Here is a 17,938-nt window from a genome sequence, read left to right as displayed (position 1 = left end):
TCTTCACTTGGAAGACTCTTATTTCACTGTACCGTCAGCAGAGCGTTCTACTTTCATTGAGGTAATTGGCAAGTAGCCTAACTCTTTGACTGGACCCGATTGTATGTCATCGCTTGTCATGTATTTCAAGAAATCAGCTAATGCCTTTTCTGGTTTCCCATTTGTATACATGTGTTCATAAGACCAGATTGGCCATTTGTTAGTAGTGATATTTTTGTCATTCGCTGTTACACCATCTAATTGCAAGGCTTGCAGGCTGTCATCAACATAAGACAACGCAAGGTAACTGATTGCACCTGGTGTTTGCGCCACGATTTTTTTCACCGTTCCCGATGAATCCTGTTCTTGTGACTGAATTGTTTCTTTCCCGTCTAATCCCCATTTTTCAAAAGTCGCACGAGTGCCGCTGCCTGACGCACGGTTCACTACTTGAATTGCTTCATCTTTTCCGCCGAGCTCTTTCCAATTTTTGATTTTTCCTGTAAAGATATCGATTAATTGCTGTTTAGTAATATCTTTTACACCAACATCCTTATTAACCACTGGAACAAAACCAACAACTGCTACTTTGTGATCAACTAATTTACTAGCATCTACACCGTCTTTTTCCTCAGCGAAAACATCTGAGTTGCCGATTTCTACTGAGCCGCTCTCAACTTGACTTAACCCAGTGCCGCTGCCGCCCCCTTGAACAGAGATTTGAACATTTGGATGATCTTGAGTGTAGCTTTCTTGCGCCGCATCAACTAACGGCTGCAAGGCTGTTGAACCCACTGCTGTAATTTTCGCTGTATCCTCTTTTGCTGAACTAGAATCTTTCGTTGCGCTACCAGTCCCACATCCAGCTAAGATAATCCCTGAAAATGCTAATGCTAAAATAATTTTCTTCATCATGTACGCTCCTTATAATAGATAATGCATTCATTCTAAGAAATCGGCTCAACTCTATTTGCCGTATTCCTTATCTTTAATACATGGTTACTTTACCAATGAAAAGTAAATATCATGTTGAATGCATGTAAATGATCCGTAAAGAACTGTAAATATTTGGTAAAGACAAAATAACTTACTTATGATTAGTTTTGTTGTACAATACCCATGCAATGAAAATTACAAACGAGAGAAGCGAATTAAAATGTTAGTAATCACTTATGAATTGAATGACTCAAAAAAAGAAAAAACGTATACTGCTGCCAATGATTTTGTTGCTGCACAGTTAAAAGAAGTTCCAGACCTGCCTGACTATTATCGTGTGGTGAGTGCAACGGTTGATGGTAAAGAACTCAACCTGTCCGACAAAACAATCAGTGGCCTATTCAATTACTTGAACAAATAAAAGAAACGATCAAATCCTTTCGATTTGATCGTTTCTTTCTATTTCTCTACATATGCTGTTAGGCGATTCATTGCTTCTATTAAATTTTCCATCGAAGCCGCATAACTGATTCGAACATAACCTTCACCTTCTGGACCAAAGTCAATACCTGGAATAATAGCTAATTGATTTTTTTCAGCTAAATCAATACAGAAGGCCATCGAGTCTTGCTCTAGATCTGCTGGTATTTTAGCGAAGATATAAAAGGCGCCAGAAGGACGAGCCACTTCAAATCCCAGTCTGGTCATCACTTGATATACATAATCGCGCCGTTCGCGATACTCTTCTCTCATTCCCTCAGCATCGGAGATTCCTTGAACTAGCGCTCGAACCGCCGCCTTTTGTGAGATCGTTGATGCAGCTGTCACCAAATACTGATGGACTTTTATAATTTGCTCCGTCAACTCTGCCGGTGCAAAAATAAAGCCGATACGCCAGCCGGTCATAGCGTGAGATTTGGATAAGCCATTGATTAAGATCGTTTGTTCCCTCAAATATTTTCCAAACGAAACGTGCTTCGTCTCATAATTTAATTCACTATAAATTTCATCGCTGATCACAAAAATCGAGTACTTTTTCAACGTCTCACTCAACGCAGAAACCTCTGCTTCATTATAAGCTACTCCCGTTGGATTTGATGGCGATGTGATGATGATCGCTTTGACCCTATCTCCATGCTTTGCCATCGCTTGATCGATCTGCTCAGGTGTTAAAACAAATCCCGTTTCTCGAGTATCAATGTAAATCGGCTCTGCACCCGCCAATAAAATCAATGGTTCGTATCCAGGATAAGTTGGTGCCGGAAGCAATACTTTATCCCCAGGCTCTAAAATAGACAATAAGCTGGCCGATAATGCCTCAGTTGCTCCTACCGTTACTAAAACCTCGGTAGTCGGTTCATAATTGACTGTATATTTTTCAGATAAAAAACGGCTCGCTGCTTCTCGAACGTCAATCAAGCCAGACATACCGGTATAATGGCTGAAATTATCTTTGATCGCTTGCTGCCCTGCTTCTTTGACATGCTCAGGGGTATTAAAATCCGGCTCGCCTAATGTCAACTTCAACATATTAGGAATGCCAGAGACCTTTTCATCAAATTGACGAATCAATGAGACAGCGATTTCGTATACATTTTTGTTAAACCGATCTTGCAATTTATTCATATAACCCCTCCATTTTTAATCATATTATCACAATCTCTCAGATAGTAAAGCAAAACTATCGCGCTATTATTTGCTTCGCAGTCGCATTTTACAAAGATTTCTGCCTATTTCAGTCATTAGATCCCCTCAACACTCGACTTTTTATAAAATTCATAGTTTAACTTTCTTTTCTTTTTTAGAATCGAAAAACTTACTTTAAAAAGAAAAATTTAGTTCCAATCAGGTAATGATTTGTTGATAGCAACATAAAATAACCCTAATTATCAAGTTTTAATTCGACTTTTATGTTGTATTGACTATTTAACAGTCATAAAATAACCATAGAAAAAAATATTTCAGGGAGGTCTCTGTGATGAGCAAGAAACGAATCATGCAATTACCGTTTATTTTCTATTTGATTCCTTATGTCCATCTTTCATTAGCGATTGATTACCTTTTTGATTCGATCGTAGGAATTTTTCTATTCCTAGTGCTCACAGTAATCATCGGATTTTATGCCAAAATCACTCAACAACTTCCCTTATTGATATCTGGGAATGCCATCAATATACTGCTGAGCTGCGCTCTTATTCTTTCAAAAAGTCCGTTAGTTCGTTTATATCACACATCCTCTCCCTTCGTAGCTTCGATTCCGCTGATCGCGCTTTTTTTGATCACACAATTGACTGGAATTTTTTGGGGATATGTTCTTCATAAAGAAACCGAACTCTCAATTGGTAAAGAAAAAAAGAACTAACGTAGTTCCGCTTCAGCCAGAAGTTCTTCATAAAAAGCTTCAGATCATCTAATTGACCTGAAGCTTTGCTTATCCGTTAGTTACTATTTTTTTGTAGGCTTAATCCATATTTCGATTTTGGGCTCGTCCGTCACATTTACATATTTTTGAATCAAGAATGGTTCCATATCCGTCATTTCAATGCCATGTCTCGGCAGCCACGTTTCAAAGAAATATTTATTTGCTTTATATAAAGCATCCTCTACTAAGTATTTAAAATTCTCTGCTTCGAATGTGCAGACATAAAAATCACCAGGTTCTATACCAAACTGAGTGAAGCCTGCTACCTCGTTATCATCGGATTGACCGCCCACAAAATACTGAACTTTTCCAGGAGTAGTGTCACATGTAAAATAATCAATCTCAAGCCCATCTTTCAATAAATTGGGAATGGTCTCTTTCTTTTCATGGAACGCATTCCATAATTCGATTAAAACATTGACCCCAACCTTGTTCATTTCTCTAGAATTGATTTGTCTAGAAATACCTGTATAGTACTCTATTGTGCTTATTTTGCGTCGATTTACCTCTAATACCATATCATCCACCATCAGAGGTACAGCTTCATCCACCAGCGTATAGTACATTGACAAATCTGGTTTTAAGAAGTCCGTTAATAGTAGGTTATTTTTGCGATAGGTCTCAGGAGTAACACCATAAATCTCTTTAAATGCTTTCGTAAACGTTTCATGGCTATTAAAACCATATTCAAGAGCGATATCTACGATTTTCTGATCCGTGGATTTCAATAACGCTTTCGCATTAGCGACTCTCCTCGCTTTGATGTACTCATTCACCGTTTTACCAACTAATCGGTTAAATAATTTTTGAAAATAATACAGCGACAAATACGACACTTGTGCTAATTTTTCAATCGTTAATTCTTCTTTGATGTTTTCTTCAACATAATCTACTGATTTTTGAATGGCTTCCCAAGCATGCATTACACGCACTCCTTGCTATTAATAATTCGCTTCTTTGCGTATAGAAGATAATTTTGACCTCACAGCAATTCGTATTTTCAGCTTGATTACTGACTATTTTTTGCTTAATTACGCTCGTTGGTCTGATATCCTATATCTCTATATTAAAAGTTTAGCATAAGAGTATAACGTAAGCTTGTTTGCTAGTGCTGTTTCTTATTCGGTTAATTCTTCAATCGGCGTAATGACTGGTTTCCCCTCTTTATCCAACAATGGGGTTAACCCACCAGCATAGCCAACCTTATTAAAAATGTAGTTGACTCCAGTCTCACGATCGACAAAAATCATAATCGCGTCTAATTTCCCTTGAGAATAAACCCTTACAAAACGTTCCTTTGCCATTTTCATTCCTTCTTTCTGTTTTTATATAACGCTTTCATTGGAGCTAAATCTAGCGTAGCATAACAAACTACCGCAAACAATCGTATAATGTCATTATCCTTCAACAAAATCATAAAAAAAGAAACCTTTTTTACAAAGATTTCTTTTTTTGTTTCAAACTTTTCTTACGGGAAGCTGGATCTCAGTCAACCAATCCTCTTCTTTATCCTTATTCCAAATGCCATCAATATAGTTTTCGCGCGCTGAATCAATAATTTCGTAGCCATTGTTTTCAACGAACCTGATCGCTGCCGCATAAGCTTTAGGAATATTGCCATACGATCCTTTATGCATCGTGCAAACCGCTTCCGGAACTTCTTCAATCCGCTTAAACTTCAAATTGCCAACGTCTTCTTTCATTTCAGTGACAGCTTCGCAAACTTCAATATCAATATTCTCTTCTTTATACTCATTGTCATGATAAATATTAAAGCAATATTCTGGCACCTCACAGACACAACCGGCTTTTTCCATCTGCTCACCCATATCTGGAATTGTTGAGAATAACGCCTGAAAGTTGGGTACAATTTTTCTCGTCGATGCAACGATAGCTGATGGTAATTTTTTAACTACCATATGATAATTTTCTTCATCTTGTTGCAGGTATCCCTCGATCTGAGATAACATGGACATCCGTTCGGAAATTTCTTTCAGTAGCTGTTGTTTCTTTCGTTGCAAGATACGCTGCTCACTTACACCCTCTTGTACCTGTTTGATTTCCTCAATACTATAGCCGATGCGACGAAGCGCTAATAGTCGATGCAGTGGTTCTAACTGACTTGAACTATAATAGCGATAGCCGTTATCTGGATCAATGAAACGGGGCCGCAATAGTCCCACTTCATCATAATATCGCAACGTTTTGATCGTAACTTGGTTCATTTTGGAGAACATCCCAATTCGATAAAGTTTTTCCTCCACCTTTTGACAGTCCTGTTCCATGAAATCTCCCCCTTTTATTTTTTATTCCCAACGAAAGAATTTTGCTGCCAAACCAAATCCTACGATCGTGATCACACTCAAAAGAATCAGAACAAATTGCGGATGTCCAACCGGCTGATTGAGACTAACACTTTTTAATAACTGAACCCCTTGAGTTAGGGGAAGCACACTCGCAACCTTTTGCATTCCACTAGGAAAAATTTCAAACGGAATCACGGCTCCCGATAAAAAGAGCATCGGAAAGTAGACCAAGCTGCAAACTAAATTAGCAATCTTCATATTTTTACATAAACTGGCAATCAGTAGTCCTAGGCTGTACATGGCAATCATAACCAAAAAATAACTCGCAATCAATAGCAGCCAGCTTCCTCGCATCCGATAACCAAGAAAGACAATTGACACAAATGTTACTAGGCTGGCAGAAATCACAGCGGTGACCGTCGCGACCAATACCTGAGTAGCGATTAAATGTGCAGGTGACGCTGGGGTCACGAAAAAGTGCTTCAATATTTTCTTATCCCGATAATCACAAATCGTTAAAGGAATCCCCATGAATGCAGTCGCGCATATACCGACTACCAGCAATGAACTAAAACTGCTGTCTAAAAACGTATAAGAAGCATTGCCCGCTTGTTTATCTCCTGCGATCATCGTCGTCAATAGCAGCACCCCTAAAGGCATCCCCATACCGAAAAGTATCCCATCAATTGATCGAATTGCTAGCTTCCCCTCAATTTTTGCTAAACTGATCACCTTACTCATAGTCATCCTCCCCTAAGAACCAAAGATAAGCGTCCTCCAAATTATTTTGGGCGCTCTCCGCCAGCAGTTCGGAAACCGTTCCTTCCGTTACCACGTTTCCTCGCTTGATTAGATAGATACGATCACAAAGAATCTCAGCCTCTTCCATATAATGTGTGGTCAAAAAGATTGTTAGCTTCGTCTCCTTTAATTTGAGCAAGGTTTGCCAAACACTTCTGCGTGCCTCCGTATCTAACCCTGTCGTCAATTCGTCCAAAAAAATAATCTCCGGGTCAGGGATCAATGCCAGTACGATCGAAAGTTTTTGTCTTTCTCCACCAGATAGTTTCTCAACAAGTTGAGTCTCGAATCTCTCCAACTTAAATAGACTTAACAGTTCTTGATAATTTCTGGGCTGTTTATAAAGACTTGAAAGCTCTCGACACAGCTCGCCAACGCGGATATTATTTTGATAGCTGGATGATTGCAACTGTACCCCAACTTTCTCAAATACTTCTCGACGCTGCTTTCGTGGATCTAATCCTAGAATCCTAGTAGAGCCTTGGTCAGGTCGCTTGATTCCCAAAAGTGTTTCGATGGTCGTCGTTTTGCCTGCTCCGTTTGGTCCCAAGAGACCAAAAACTTCACCTTTGTTGATGGTGAAGGATAGTTGGTTGACGATCTTTTTTCCGCCGATTTCCTTTGTTAATTGTTTCGCTTCGATAGCTGTATTCACGATGATCCTCCCCTTTCATTAACAGAATAGTGTCTCCTGTTAAGGGAGAGTCAACCGTTTAAGAAAACTTATTGCGGTTTTACAATAAAAATTGTGCCTTCTTTCTGATACCCTTGTTTTTCATAATAGGGATCAACATCGCTCATCACATAAGTCGTTTGCTCAGGAAAATCCTTATAAACTTGCTCCATTAAGTAGCGGCCATAGTTTTTGCCACGACAATTCGCATCAACTAAAAGATCGTAAACATAGACACCAAAACCATCGTCCTCGCGGCAACGTGCATACCCGCAAATTTTTTCATCCTCAAAAAGCAAGTAGGTGAGAGAGGTTTGCAAGGCAGTCTCATACTTTACCCTATTCCGACCAACACAATACTCGCCCCACTCCGCTTCTTTTGCCATCATCGCAAATAAGTTCTTCTCATCCGTTTTTTTATACCGACGAATGTGCCAACTCTTTCCCATTCGAAAAACTCCTTTTCCTTTTATGATAGCAAAAACCAGTCAGTTCTGCTTCCGTTCGTTTATTCGAAGTTCAATTAATTATTTGCCGACAAAAAAAGACACTCATTTCTGAATGTCTTATAGCTGATTAAAATATTCTCTTGTTGCTTGCTCATCAGCATCGAGCTGCTTAATTAAACCCTCAACCGATTCAAAAGCTACTTGTCCACGCAGCATATGATACCAGCGAACCTTTACCTTCTCACCATAAATTTCCTGATTGAAATCCAAAATATTGATCTCAACCGTCAGCATACGATTTGAACCGAATGTATCATTATGACCGATCGATCCCATAGCCGGATACCACTCATCGCCAATTTTGATCTGATTCACATAGACCCCTTCTTTTGGCAATTTCATATCATCAGGTACTTGAATGTTTGCTGTTGGATAGCCTAATGACCTTCCACGAGCCTCACCATGAATCACTGTTCCGCTAATTTCATAAATATACCCTAACAAATGATTGGCTTCGTCTAAACGGCCTTCTGACAATAAACGACGAATTCGAGAAGAACTGATTTTTTCTGTTTCATGTTCTTCGGTTTTTTTATCAACAATTACGACCTCAAAGCGATCTTTCGCATATTTAGGAAGGTGCTTGGCATCGGCAGTTTGATCTTTTCCAAAATTATAATCAAACCCTGAAACTGCCACCTTCCCATGCAAATCAACAATATACTGATCAACAAACGCTTGCGGATTCAGCGCAGCAAATGACGAGGTGAAAGCTACTTCATAGAGTAAATCCACACCCAGTTCAGCCATTCGTTCCTCTTTCTGTCTTAAAGTAGAAAGATATTTAATTGGTTTGCTTTGAACTTGCTGAAACACAACTGCAGGATGTTGGTTAAATGTCATGACCGCTAACTTCAATTTTTTTTCTTTTGCAATTTTCTTACCAGTATTAATGACTTCTTGATGACCACGGTGGACGCCATCAAAAAAACCTAGAACTAACACGCAATCCCCTACAGGAATTTCTTCTGCTTTATAGGGATGGCGTAGTTTTATAATATCCATCTGCTATACCTCCTGAATCCTAACAATAAATTTATTTAATGTTTGATTGTCCAACTAGACGATACAGAACCTAACTAAGATCGTTTCGAATCACTTTACTAGGCTTCAAAAGCCAATTTTTTTCCGGATGCTGTCCATAAAGACTGACTAATTGATTTTGGTAGAAGAATGCAAGCAACTCCTCTGGCATTTTTTCAATCCCAAAAGACTTCATTGGCAATACTTGCCCATTTTTTACTTTTTGCCAATCAGCAGTTGTTAAATCAATTCGCGGAAATTCTTTCATAGCTTCTTCAATCGGTTGTAATGCCTGATCGATCTGATTTGTTTCCATCAATTCACTGACTTGCGCCAAAGTGACAGCTTGACCAACCGAAAAACCACCACTGGCTAAACGTGTTAAGTCAGACATATGAGCAGGGTAACCGAGTTTCTCACCTAGATCCACTGCTAATGTCCGAACGTAAGTCCCTTTGCCGCAAGTAACTTGAAAGCGCCAGCTCTGTGTTTTATTCTCTTCATTATAAACAGGAGCAGTCGTTCGTTGGAAACTCTCAATCACTGCTTCACGCTCAGGCCGTTCAACAGTTTCACCGGCTCGTGCATATTCATATAAGCGTTTGCCATTAACTTTGACAGCTGAATACATCGGCGGTATTTGTTTGATCGTCCCGATAAATATCCCCATCATTTGATCAATCTCTTCAATTGACAATGGTGTAGTTACTGATTTAGTTTCGACAACATCCCCGCTGCGGTCCTCTGTCGTTGTAGAAAACCCCAGTGTAATCTCACCTTCATAAATCTTTCCACTGTCCTGCAAATATTCGATCACTTTTGTCCCTTTTCCAATACAGATCGGCAACACACCATCCACATCGGGGTCTAAAGTTCCACCATGTCCAACTTTTTTAGTCTGTAATATTTTTCTTAATTTAAAGACACAGTCATGACTCGTCATGCCGCGTTCCTTCCATAACGGCAAAATACCGTCCATCGCTGTTTCCTCATTTCCTTTTATAATCAACGTTCCCATTATAGCATAGCTTATCTGAGAATTGGCAAGTCAACTACGCACCCGCTGCATCATAATTCCCCAATTAATTCAGGTGAATAGTTCTGCAGAAATTGTCACTACCGAAATTACTATTCAAGAAGTAATGAAGCCTTTGGGTTGCTAAAAAACCGTCATTAAAAAATGACGGTTTAGTAATTATTTTCTTTCGCTTTTTTCTTTCGACGTTGCCGATTGATCACGAATGAAATACTCGGATCTGACGGTTGCTGCATAGCGTAAGACTCTAATTGATTGACTTGATGACGATAATTATTTGCGGCGAAATTTGAAATATCCTCATTTACTTCATAACGATCAATAATTTTTCTCTCCAAGTAAAATCCGCGAATCAATTCTTTAGCATAAAGCGGATCTTGTTGAATCAAATACGTCCCAAATAGACCATGACCGCTTACTTGATGCATCAAATTTTTACGTTCATCAATAAAGAAATCAATCAAGTCTTCATCGTACACATCTCGTAAGTTTTCCAAACTATCAAGAATGGCTTCGCTGTTACGGATAAAAATCTTTCTAAGCGAAGAAATATCTTCATTATCGACTGTTTCCTTACGCTTCTGCCTACGCTGCCAAAACATTTTTGGATGCATAATCACACGTATAATCCGTCGCACAAAAATCAACCAGAAACTAAGCAATGATAACATTTGTTTCGTCACAGATTCGGATACATTTGAAATGAATCGAGAATACAACCGATAAGCTCCTGAATCAATTTGGTGTCTTCTAAAACTCTCATCTAATCCATCACGCTCAACAGAAATGATCAATGCTTGGATTTCTTGAAATTCTTGTTGCGCACTCTCCGGCATTGAATTATTAAAGACCATTTGAATCCGCCCTTGATAATTCGCAATTACTGCAAGCAGAGCAAAACGCTCCTTTTCATTCAACTTTTTGTTGTCCAAATCATCATAAAGCTCACTAATAACTTCACGTAAAATCAACATCAATTTCGGATCAGTTGGTGGTACTACCTCACCCTCAGATAAAATCGGCAATAAAACCATGCCAATAATTAATGTTAGAAAGGTCACACAGGCCGTAATAAACAACAACAATGAGCGTTCAGGAAATTCAATCCCGTTAATCGCTGTTGGTAAAATAAAGATCGTTGCAATACTGACAGTTCCTTTGACACCACCAAAGGTCAACAACAAACGATCTCTTAATTGCCCATGACTTTTTTTCCAGCCTTGTGTCACAATGTAAAAGCCGCTGACAAACAGAAACCGTAAAACAAACAGCAGGACTGTTAATATTAGTACAATCCCCAGAAGGTGAATATTTGAATAATTTCGACTATTCCATACAGGAGAAAAGACTTGAGACAATTCAATTCCTAGGAAAATGAATACTAAAGCATTTAACATGAAACTAATTGTACTCCAAGAGCTCTCAGTCACACTGGACAGTTGTGCCTCAAATAGGTTGACCCGCCGAAATCCAGTTGCTTGAAGCACGCCCGTAACGACTGCCGCGATGATTCCCGAAGCATGAAACAGTTCGGCAATAAAATAAGCCGCAAATGGCAAAATTAATTCAATCAACAAATAGGCTGATACATCTTGAGCGGATATCCGTTCAATGATTTTTATAATCTCATTTTTTATCCATATAATGGCTAAACCAACCAACACACCGACAATACTCGATTCCAGCAAGGAAACCGACGCATCAGCCGCCGAGAATTGTCCAGTTAACAAGGCTGCTACAGCAAACTGAAAGGCCGTTACACCTGTCGCATCATTGATCAGGCCCTCGCCTTCTAAGACATGCATAACTGATTCAGGAATGTTCAATCGCTTTGCCAATGAACTGACCGCTACAGCATCCGTTGGTCCTAAAGAAGCTCCGAAAGCCAAACAAGCTGCAATCGGAATCGTCGGCAAAATACTATGCAGAACAAAACCTAAGCCAAGCAGCGTGAAAAGCACCCCGCCAAAAGCAAGCAGCAGAATCAATCCAAAATGCTTCAAAATCGAAGGGATATCTGCGGTCTCCCCTTCACGAAACAGTAGTGGCGCAATAATCATTACTAAAAAAACTTCCGGTTCAAAAGTGATAGAACTCCCCACTTCAGTCAATCCAAGTACGATGCCGGTAATAATTTGAATCATAAAAATAGGAAAAGAAGGAAAAACTTTTGCTAAAACATTCGATAAGGTAATGGCAATGGCTAAGATGATAATAATCTCGATTAAGCCCATTCAATCACCTCTTGGAACAGTTCTCTTTTGCTTTGAATAATAGTTTTAAGAATTCTCTTTTCTTACTAATTATTCGATCTTCTAAATCAGACAGTTCTTTTGATTCACCATCTAATGAAAGTTGTGCACGTTTGGTTTCCATACGTAATAAGTCATGCTTCATTCGTTCTAATTTACGAGAAGTTAAGACATTAATTCTCTTTATCTTTTGTTTAACGGCTTTGCGTTCTTCAGGGCTCAAGTTTTCAAATTCTTTATGGAGCGCCTTCATCCGTTCTTCAAATTCTGTAGTCATTTTAGACTATGCCTCCTTGAAAATATCCAGCAAAAGGATTACTTACAAACTGCATACACTTTAACAGTATTTGTCCAATAATGCAAAAAAGAACCCGAAAAATTTCTCGGGTTCTAACGAATTTATTCTTTATTTAAGTCACGAATCATTTGATCAATCTTAGAACCATACTCAACTGATTCATCTAGTTCAAAAAACAATTCTGGTGTCTTGTAAATTGACAAAGCCTGACCCAATTCACGACGAATTAATCCGCTAGCTTTATTCAAGCCTTCTTGCGCCTTTTCCTTATCTGAAGCTTTATCAGATAGTAGGCTGTAATAAATCGTCGCTTGTTGCAAGTCACCTGTAACATGTACATCAGTAATGTTTACATCTTGAACTCGCGGATCACGAACTTTTTTTCGCAAGATGTCATTGACTTCTTTTAAAATCTCTTGAGCGAGACGACGATCGCGATAATTTGGCATAACAACTGCCTCCTTGTTCATACTAATGATTTCATTTCTCTTAAGAAGAAGAGGAACTGATAATTAGTTTGGTTTAATTTCTTCCATAATAAAGCCTTCGATCACATCATCAACTTTGATATCATTAAAGTTTTCAATCATAGCACCACATTCGTAGCCCATCTTAACTTCTTTCACATCATCTTTGAAGCGTTTCAAGCTGGCAAGCTTACCTTCAAGAATAACGATACCATCACGAATGATCCGTACACCGCTATCACGCTGGATAGAACCTTCATTCACATAACAACCTGCGATTGTCCCAACTTTAGAAACCTTATACGTTTCACGTACAGTCATTTGACCTGTGATTTTTTCTTCGTATTCAGGATCAAGCAATCCTTTCATCGCTGTTTCGATTTCTTCGATTGCTTTGTAAATAATACGGTGTAAACGAATATCTACTTCTTCAGCTGACGCTTGTTGTTTAGCCTGCGGTGTAGGACGAACATTAAATCCGATGATGATCGCATTACTTGCTGCTGCCAAAGTAACATCACTCTCATTGATAGCACCAACTGCTGAATGGACGATCTTCACACGCACACCCTCAACATCGATTTTTTTCAATGAAGCTGCCAATGCTTCAGCCGAACCTTGTACATCTGCTTTTATGATGACATTAACTTCCTTCAATTCGCCCTCTTTAAGAGATTCGAACAAGTTGTCTAACGTCACGCGCGCACTCGCACTGCGGTGCTCAAGCATTGCCCGTTTTCCACGTTCTTCTCCAGCTGCACGAGCGGTTTTCTCATCATCAAAGATTGCAAAACGATCACCAGCTTGAGGAACATCATTCAATCCTGTGATTTCTACCGGTGTTGCTGGTCCAGCAGTTTTTTCGCGACGACCAATATCATTTGTCATCACTCGAACACGACCATACGTATTCCCAACAACGATCGGATCGCCAACATTCATTGTACCCTGTTGTACTAATAATGTTGCAACAGGTCCTTTACCCTTATCAAGACGAGCCTCAATAACTGTTCCAATTCCATGTTGTGTTGGATCAGCCTTCAAATCTTCCACTTCAGCTACTAATAGAATCATTTCTAATAGTTCGTCAATGTTTTGATTGAACTTCGCAGAGATTTCTACAAAGATCGTATCGCCGCCCCATGATTCAGGAATCAATTCATACTCACTTAATTCTTGCATCACGTGTTGAGGATTTGCCCCAGGCTTATCGATTTTATTTACCGCTACGATGATCGGCACTTTTGCCGCTTTCGCATGGTTGATCGCTTCGATTGTTTGAGGCATGACACCGTCATCAGCAGCTACCACTAAAATCGTGATATCTGTGATACTTGCTCCACGTGCCCGCATACTTGTGAAAGCAGCATGTCCCGGTGTATCCAAGAAAGTGATTGGTTTTCCATTGATATCGATTTGGTACGCACCTATATGCTGAGTAATTCCGCCTGCTTCCCCACTCGTTACACGAGAATGACGCAACGTATCTAGTAACGTTGTTTTACCATGGTCAACGTGCCCCATGATTGTTACAACTGGAGGTCGAGAAACTAAGTTCTCCTCATTTGCATCTTCTGCATCAAAGAAACGATCAATGTCAGCAATATCGATTGTCACTTTTTCTTGTGGTTCAATTCCATAATCCGTAGCTAAAAGCTCGATTGTGTCTTTATCTAATGGTTGGTTTTGATTGACCATAACACCCATCATAAACAACTTCTTGATAATTTCGGCTGGTTCGCGATAGATTTTCTTCGCGATGTCAGCTACATTCATGCCTTCTGTGTATTCCAAAATTTCTGGTAATTCACGGAATTTACGTGGTGGTACAGCAGGTTTTTGACTTTGTTGCTGCTTACCCTTTTTACCTTTTTTGTTAAATCTATTTTTATTGCGATTTTGATTACCGCCGAAACTATTGTTACGATTTTGGTTACCATAATTATTCTTATTGCGATTTTGATTGCTGTTCTGATTTGAAGAGCCGCCTTGATTTGAACGTTGCGCATTGTTTGTACCGCTTTGCGCTGGACGTTGTCCTTGATTTTGACGTTGCGCATTGTTGTTTGTACCGCCTTGTGCCGGACGTTGTCCTTGATTTTGGCGTTGCGCATTATTGTTTGTACCGCCTTGTGCCGGACGTTGTCCTTGATTTTGGCGTTGCGTATTGTTGTTTGTACCGCCTTGCGCTGGACGTTGTCCTTGGTTTTGACGCTGCGCATTATTGTTTGTACCGCTTTGCGCTGGACGTTGTCCTTGGTTTTGACGCTGCGCATTATTGCTTGTACCGCCTTGTGCTGGACGTTGTCCTTGATTTTGGCGTTGCGCATTATTGTTTGAGCCGCCTTGTGCTGGACGTTGTCCTTGATTTTGGCGTTGCGCATTGTTGTTTGAGCCGCCTTGTGCTGGACGTTGTCCTTGGTTTTGGCGTTGTGTGCTATTTGTGTTTCCTTGTGTTGGACGTTGTCCTTGGTTTGAACGGTTTGCGTTCGCTGAGTTGTTCTGTCTATTATTTTGTGTCAAGTCTTTATTTCCTTTTCTATTCTGGAAATTTGGGTTGTTCTTAGAGCTCTTTCCATGGAATTTTGGTTTTTCGTGCTGGTTAGCTGATGGTTTTGCTTGAGTAGTTTGTGTCGGCTTGCTAGAAAAAGCTTGTTTTAATTTTGATTCGTCATCCCCAGATAATGAACCCATATGATTATTAACATCAATACCTAAAGTTTGTGCTTTTTCTACAACATCCTTACTTGATTGATTCACTTCTTTGGCAAATTCGTATACTCTCTTTTTTCCCATGCAATCACCTTCCTAACCTGTTATTAACGTCATAATTTTGTTGGCAAATCCCTGGTCTAAAACCCCGATAACTTTTCTAGGTTTACCAATCGCGCCTAAAATCTCTCCTTGAGTAAATTCGACAAAATATGCCGTCTGATAATACTTACTTTTATCTGATACCTTTTTCTGAGTGTTTTCACTCGCATCAGTAGTGACAATCACAAGTTTCACTTTGTGTTTACGAATCTCATTAATTGTCAGTTCTTCTCCTGTGATCAGTTTGCCTGCACGCATTGCAAGGCCTAACATGTTCAAGGCCTTCTGTTTATTCATTGCCAAAGAGCTCTTTTCTGGCTTTTTGGTGTTTCACATAATCAAGTAGTTCTTGATAAAATTCATCACTTAAATCGGTGTCCAAGGTTCGGTCCAAGATACGTTTTTTCCACGCTTCTTCAACTTCAGTCGGTTCTAATGCAACATAAGCACCGCGTCCTGGTTTCTTTCCTGAAGGATCTATTGAAACTTCTCCTTCTTTTGACTTAGCGATACGAATCAATTCTTTTTTAGGGAACATTTCACCGGAAACGACCGATTTGCGCAAAGGAACTTTTCTTTTTTTCATTTGCTGTCCTCCTGATTGGTTATTCTTCATCTTGATCAGAAGCATTGTTTTCAATGTCCTCTGTCATTTCTGGTATTTCTTCCTCTAAAATAGCTTCATTTTCTTCATCAACTTCTGATTCATCATAACTTGCGTAAAACTCTTCCATATCAGATTCAGATTTGATGTCAATCTTGTGAGCCGTTAATTTTGCGGCCAATCGAGCATTTTGTCCACGTTTACCAATTGCTAATGATAATTGGTAATCAGGTACTACTACTGTACAAACTTTAGGATTATCAATAGCGAAGATAACATCTTCAACTTGTGCTGGGTTTAAAGAGTTCGCGATAAATACCGCTGGATCTTCATCCCATTCAACAATATCCATATTTTCGCCCTTTAATTCATTAACGATTGCTTGCACACGCTGTCCCTTTGGTCCAACACATGTTCCGACTGGATCGATATTAGGATCGGTCGAACGAACGGCAACTTTCGCACGATCTCCAGCTTCACGAGCAATACTGACAATTTCGACGATACCATCATAGACTTCAGGAATTTCTTGTTCAAATAAACGCCGTAATAAATCTGGATGACTACGACTTACAAAAACTTGTGGTCCCTTTGATGTATTTTCTACTCGTGAAACATAAACTTTGATTCGGTCATGAGGCTTGTAGTGTTCATTTGGCATTTGGTCTTGTTTAGAAAGAACTGCTTCGATCTTGCCTAAATTGACATAGATATAACGATTATCCTGACGTTCAACTACACCTTGCATGATGTCCTTTTCGTAGGCGCTGTATTCGTTGTAGATGATGCTGCGCTCTGCTTCACGTACCCGTTGAAGGATAACTTGTTTTGCCGTTTGAGCAGCAATCCGACCAAAATCTTTTGGTGTTACTTCAAAACGAATTGTATCACCGATTTCATATGCTGGATTAATACCCATCGCGTCTTTTAAAGATACCTCTAATTGTGAATCCATAACTTCTTCCGTTACTTCTTTCACCGCATACACATGGATATCACCTTTTTTTTCGTTGAATTCCACTTCAACATTTTGTGATTGCCCATAATGACGCTTGTAAGCAGAGACTAAAGCTGCCTCCAATGCATCGATTACGATTTCTTTCGAAACACCTTTTTCTGCTTCTAGAGTATCCAACGCATTCAGCATTTCTTTACTCATTATAACTTTCCTCCTAATTCATATTAACGAATCTATTCTTCTGAGTAAAAAATAATCTGGCTCCCACCACGTACAACAATTTACTAAGAAAAAATAGGTTAGGTTTCAATGGTTTAAAACTCGATTGCAAAGCGTGCTTTCGCGATATTTTTACGTTCAAAGACCATATCTTTGGTACGAGTCTTGATTTTGACTGTCAATGTCAATTCATCTTCAGTTAGTTCTTTCAAGAAACCTTGATATTGCTTTTCACCATCAATATTCTGATAGAGAGAAACATTAATGTACTGTCCTATCGCTTTTTGGTAATCTTCTTCCTTTTTCAATGGACGTTCGGCCCCAGGCGAAGAAACCTCAAGGAAATAGGCTTGTGGGATCGGATCAGGATCGATCGAATCCAATTTATCGCTAAGTTTCTCACTAACAAAGGCACATTCTTCAATATCAATGCCACCTTCTTTATCGATATAGACTCTTAAAAACCAGCTTTTTCCTTCTTTGACAAATTCTACTTCGACCAATTCAAAATTTTGCTCATCCAAAATTGGTGTTACTAAGTCAGTCACTGTTTCGACTACACTGCTCAAACTGTCAGCCTCCTTTATTCCATTAAAAAGAGTGAGCGAAAAATCCGCTCACTCACCATCAGTCTATGATTA

At 39.3% G+C, this 17,938-nt stretch carries 20 protein-coding genes; 2 read left to right on the top strand and 18 right to left on the bottom strand.

The window, feature by feature from the left end:
* Positions 1–18 precede the first annotated feature (18 nt).
* Positions 19–891 carry a phosphate ABC transporter substrate-binding protein PstS family protein gene (locus IGI38_RS03300; RefSeq protein WP_438726644.1) on the bottom strand — a complete coding sequence of 291 codons (873 nt, stop codon included), beginning with the start codon at positions 889–891 and terminating at the stop codon, positions 19–21.
* 244 nt (positions 892–1,135) lie between these two features.
* Between IGI38_RS03300 and IGI38_RS03295 the strand changes: the two genes are divergently transcribed.
* Positions 1,136–1,336, top strand: a complete 201-nt coding sequence (locus IGI38_RS03295) for a hypothetical protein (protein ID WP_438726641.1) — start codon at positions 1,136–1,138, stop codon at positions 1,334–1,336.
* A gap of 38 nt (positions 1,337–1,374) precedes the next feature.
* Here IGI38_RS03295 and IGI38_RS03290 read toward each other — a convergent pair whose 3' ends face one another.
* Positions 1,375–2,541, bottom strand: coding sequence for a pyridoxal phosphate-dependent aminotransferase (locus IGI38_RS03290; RefSeq protein ID WP_438726638.1), 1,167 nt, complete (start codon positions 2,539–2,541; stop codon positions 1,375–1,377).
* A 352-nt stretch (positions 2,542–2,893) separates the two neighbouring features.
* Here IGI38_RS03290 and IGI38_RS03285 point away from each other — a divergent pair, with 352 nt between their 5' ends.
* Positions 2,894–3,277 carry a hypothetical protein gene (locus tag IGI38_RS03285; RefSeq protein ID WP_438726635.1) on the top strand — a complete coding sequence of 128 codons (384 nt, stop codon included), beginning with the start codon at positions 2,894–2,896 and terminating at the stop codon, positions 3,275–3,277.
* An 83-nt stretch (positions 3,278–3,360) separates the two neighbouring features.
* On the opposite strand, the gene IGI38_RS03280 is transcribed toward IGI38_RS03285, so the two are convergent.
* The 16 genes from IGI38_RS03280 to rimP form a co-directional block, all read right to left on the bottom strand.
* Positions 3,361–4,260, bottom strand: coding sequence for a helix-turn-helix transcriptional regulator (locus tag IGI38_RS03280; RefSeq protein ID WP_438726632.1), 900 nt, complete (start codon positions 4,258–4,260; stop codon positions 3,361–3,363).
* Between the two features lie 195 nt (positions 4,261–4,455).
* Positions 4,456–4,641, bottom strand: a complete 186-nt coding sequence (locus IGI38_RS03275) for a DUF6440 family protein (protein WP_438726629.1) — start codon at positions 4,639–4,641, stop codon at positions 4,456–4,458.
* 153 nt (positions 4,642–4,794) lie between these two features.
* On the bottom strand, positions 4,795–5,622 hold the full coding sequence (locus IGI38_RS03270) for a MerR family transcriptional regulator (RefSeq protein ID WP_438726626.1): 828 nt from the start codon (positions 5,620–5,622) through the stop codon (positions 4,795–4,797).
* A 21-nt stretch (positions 5,623–5,643) separates the two neighbouring features.
* Positions 5,644–6,384, bottom strand: a complete 741-nt coding sequence (locus tag IGI38_RS03265; protein ID WP_438726623.1) for an ABC transporter permease — start codon at positions 6,382–6,384, stop codon at positions 5,644–5,646.
* The gene (locus IGI38_RS03260) at positions 6,377–7,099 is read right to left on the bottom strand and encodes an ABC transporter ATP-binding protein (RefSeq protein ID WP_438726620.1); all 723 of its coding nucleotides are present in this window, start codon (positions 7,097–7,099) and stop codon (positions 6,377–6,379) included. The genes IGI38_RS03265 and IGI38_RS03260 overlap by 8 nt, the downstream gene beginning before the upstream one ends.
* Positions 7,100–7,167: 68 nt before the next feature.
* Positions 7,168–7,566, bottom strand: a complete 399-nt coding sequence (locus tag IGI38_RS03255) for a GNAT family N-acetyltransferase (RefSeq protein WP_438726618.1) — start codon at positions 7,564–7,566, stop codon at positions 7,168–7,170.
* 117 nt (positions 7,567–7,683) lie between these two features.
* Positions 7,684–8,631, bottom strand: coding sequence for a riboflavin biosynthesis protein RibF (gene ribF / locus IGI38_RS03250; protein WP_438726615.1), 948 nt, complete (start codon positions 8,629–8,631; stop codon positions 7,684–7,686).
* A 70-nt stretch (positions 8,632–8,701) separates the two neighbouring features.
* Positions 8,702–9,628: a tRNA pseudouridine(55) synthase TruB gene (gene truB, locus IGI38_RS03245; RefSeq protein WP_438730273.1), complete on the bottom strand. Its 927-nt coding sequence runs from the start codon at positions 9,626–9,628 to the stop codon at positions 8,702–8,704.
* Between the two features lie 209 nt (positions 9,629–9,837).
* Positions 9,838–11,919, bottom strand: a complete 2,082-nt coding sequence (locus IGI38_RS03240) for a cation:proton antiporter (RefSeq protein ID WP_438726612.1) — start codon at positions 11,917–11,919, stop codon at positions 9,838–9,840.
* A 4-nt stretch (positions 11,920–11,923) separates the two neighbouring features.
* Complete coding sequence (locus IGI38_RS03235; protein ID WP_438726609.1) at positions 11,924–12,214, bottom strand: hypothetical protein; 291 nt, start codon at positions 12,212–12,214, stop codon at positions 11,924–11,926.
* A 122-nt stretch (positions 12,215–12,336) separates the two neighbouring features.
* Positions 12,337–12,684, bottom strand: a complete 348-nt coding sequence (rbfA, locus tag IGI38_RS03230) for a 30S ribosome-binding factor RbfA (protein ID WP_438726606.1) — start codon at positions 12,682–12,684, stop codon at positions 12,337–12,339.
* Between the two features lie 63 nt (positions 12,685–12,747).
* Positions 12,748–15,498, bottom strand: coding sequence for a translation initiation factor IF-2 (gene infB, locus IGI38_RS03225; protein WP_438726603.1), 2,751 nt, complete (start codon positions 15,496–15,498; stop codon positions 12,748–12,750).
* 12 nt (positions 15,499–15,510) lie between these two features.
* Entirely contained in the window at positions 15,511–15,813 is a 303-nt protein-coding gene (locus IGI38_RS03220; RefSeq protein WP_438726600.1) for a L7Ae/L30e/S12e/Gadd45 family ribosomal protein, read from the bottom strand.
* Positions 15,806–16,102, bottom strand: coding sequence for an RNase P modulator RnpM (gene rnpM, locus IGI38_RS03215; protein WP_438726597.1), 297 nt, complete (start codon positions 16,100–16,102; stop codon positions 15,806–15,808). Before rnpM ends, IGI38_RS03220 begins: the two co-directional genes overlap by 8 nt.
* A 19-nt stretch (positions 16,103–16,121) precedes the next feature.
* A complete protein-coding gene (gene nusA, locus IGI38_RS03210) occupies positions 16,122–17,279 on the bottom strand; it encodes a transcription termination factor NusA (RefSeq protein ID WP_438726594.1) in 1,158 nt (385 codons plus the stop codon).
* Between the two features lie 113 nt (positions 17,280–17,392).
* Positions 17,393–17,866: a ribosome maturation factor RimP gene (rimP, locus tag IGI38_RS03205; protein WP_438726591.1), complete on the bottom strand. Its 474-nt coding sequence runs from the start codon at positions 17,864–17,866 to the stop codon at positions 17,393–17,395.
* Between the last annotated feature and the right edge of the window lie 72 nt (positions 17,867–17,938).

Origin of the sequence: Enterococcus sp. AZ128 (genome assembly GCF_051714485.1) — a bacterium.
Lineage (GTDB): Bacteria > Bacillota > Bacilli > Lactobacillales > Enterococcaceae > Enterococcus_A.
The sequence above is the reverse complement of the archived record's forward strand: the minus strand, read 5'-3'. Positions and strand labels throughout refer to the sequence as shown.

Excerpts from the sequence above, each read along its gene's own strand:
- IGI38_RS03300 (WP_438726644.1), bottom strand. The coding sequence starts at position 891 with ATGAAGAAAATTATTTTAGCATTAGCATTTTCAGGGATTATCTTAGCT.
- IGI38_RS03295 (WP_438726641.1), top strand. The coding sequence starts at position 1,136 with ATGTTAGTAATCACTTATGAATTGAATGACTCAAAAAAAGAAAAAACG.
- IGI38_RS03290 (WP_438726638.1), bottom strand. The coding sequence starts at position 2,541 with ATGAATAAATTGCAAGATCGGTTTAACAAAAATGTATACGAAATCGCT.
- IGI38_RS03285 (WP_438726635.1), top strand. The coding sequence starts at position 2,894 with ATGAGCAAGAAACGAATCATGCAATTACCGTTTATTTTCTATTTGATT.
- IGI38_RS03280 (WP_438726632.1), bottom strand. The coding sequence starts at position 4,260 with ATGCATGCTTGGGAAGCCATTCAAAAATCAGTAGATTATGTTGAAGAA.
- IGI38_RS03275 (WP_438726629.1), bottom strand. The coding sequence starts at position 4,641 with ATGGCAAAGGAACGTTTTGTAAGGGTTTATTCTCAAGGGAAATTAGAC.
- IGI38_RS03270 (WP_438726626.1), bottom strand. The coding sequence starts at position 5,622 with ATGGAACAGGACTGTCAAAAGGTGGAGGAAAAACTTTATCGAATTGGG.
- IGI38_RS03265 (WP_438726623.1), bottom strand. The coding sequence starts at position 6,384 with ATGAGTAAGGTGATCAGTTTAGCAAAAATTGAGGGGAAGCTAGCAATT.
- IGI38_RS03255 (WP_438726618.1), bottom strand. The coding sequence starts at position 7,566 with ATGGGAAAGAGTTGGCACATTCGTCGGTATAAAAAAACGGATGAGAAG.
- ribF (WP_438726615.1), bottom strand. The coding sequence starts at position 8,631 with ATGGATATTATAAAACTACGCCATCCCTATAAAGCAGAAGAAATTCCT.
- truB (WP_438730273.1), bottom strand. The coding sequence starts at position 9,628 with ATGGACGGTATTTTGCCGTTATGGAAGGAACGCGGCATGACGAGTCAT.
- IGI38_RS03240 (WP_438726612.1), bottom strand. The coding sequence starts at position 11,919 with ATGGGCTTAATCGAGATTATTATCATCTTAGCCATTGCCATTACCTTA.
- IGI38_RS03235 (WP_438726609.1), bottom strand. The coding sequence starts at position 12,214 with ATGACTACAGAATTTGAAGAACGGATGAAGGCGCTCCATAAAGAATTT.
- rbfA (WP_438726606.1), bottom strand. The coding sequence starts at position 12,684 with ATGCCAAATTATCGCGATCGTCGTCTCGCTCAAGAGATTTTAAAAGAA.
- infB (WP_438726603.1), bottom strand. The coding sequence starts at position 15,498 with ATGGGAAAAAAGAGAGTATACGAATTTGCCAAAGAAGTGAATCAATCA.
- IGI38_RS03220 (WP_438726600.1), bottom strand. The coding sequence starts at position 15,813 with ATGAATAAACAGAAGGCCTTGAACATGTTAGGCCTTGCAATGCGTGCA.
- rnpM (WP_438726597.1), bottom strand. The coding sequence starts at position 16,102 with ATGAAAAAAAGAAAAGTTCCTTTGCGCAAATCGGTCGTTTCCGGTGAA.
- nusA (WP_438726594.1), bottom strand. The coding sequence starts at position 17,279 with ATGAGTAAAGAAATGCTGAATGCGTTGGATACTCTAGAAGCAGAAAAA.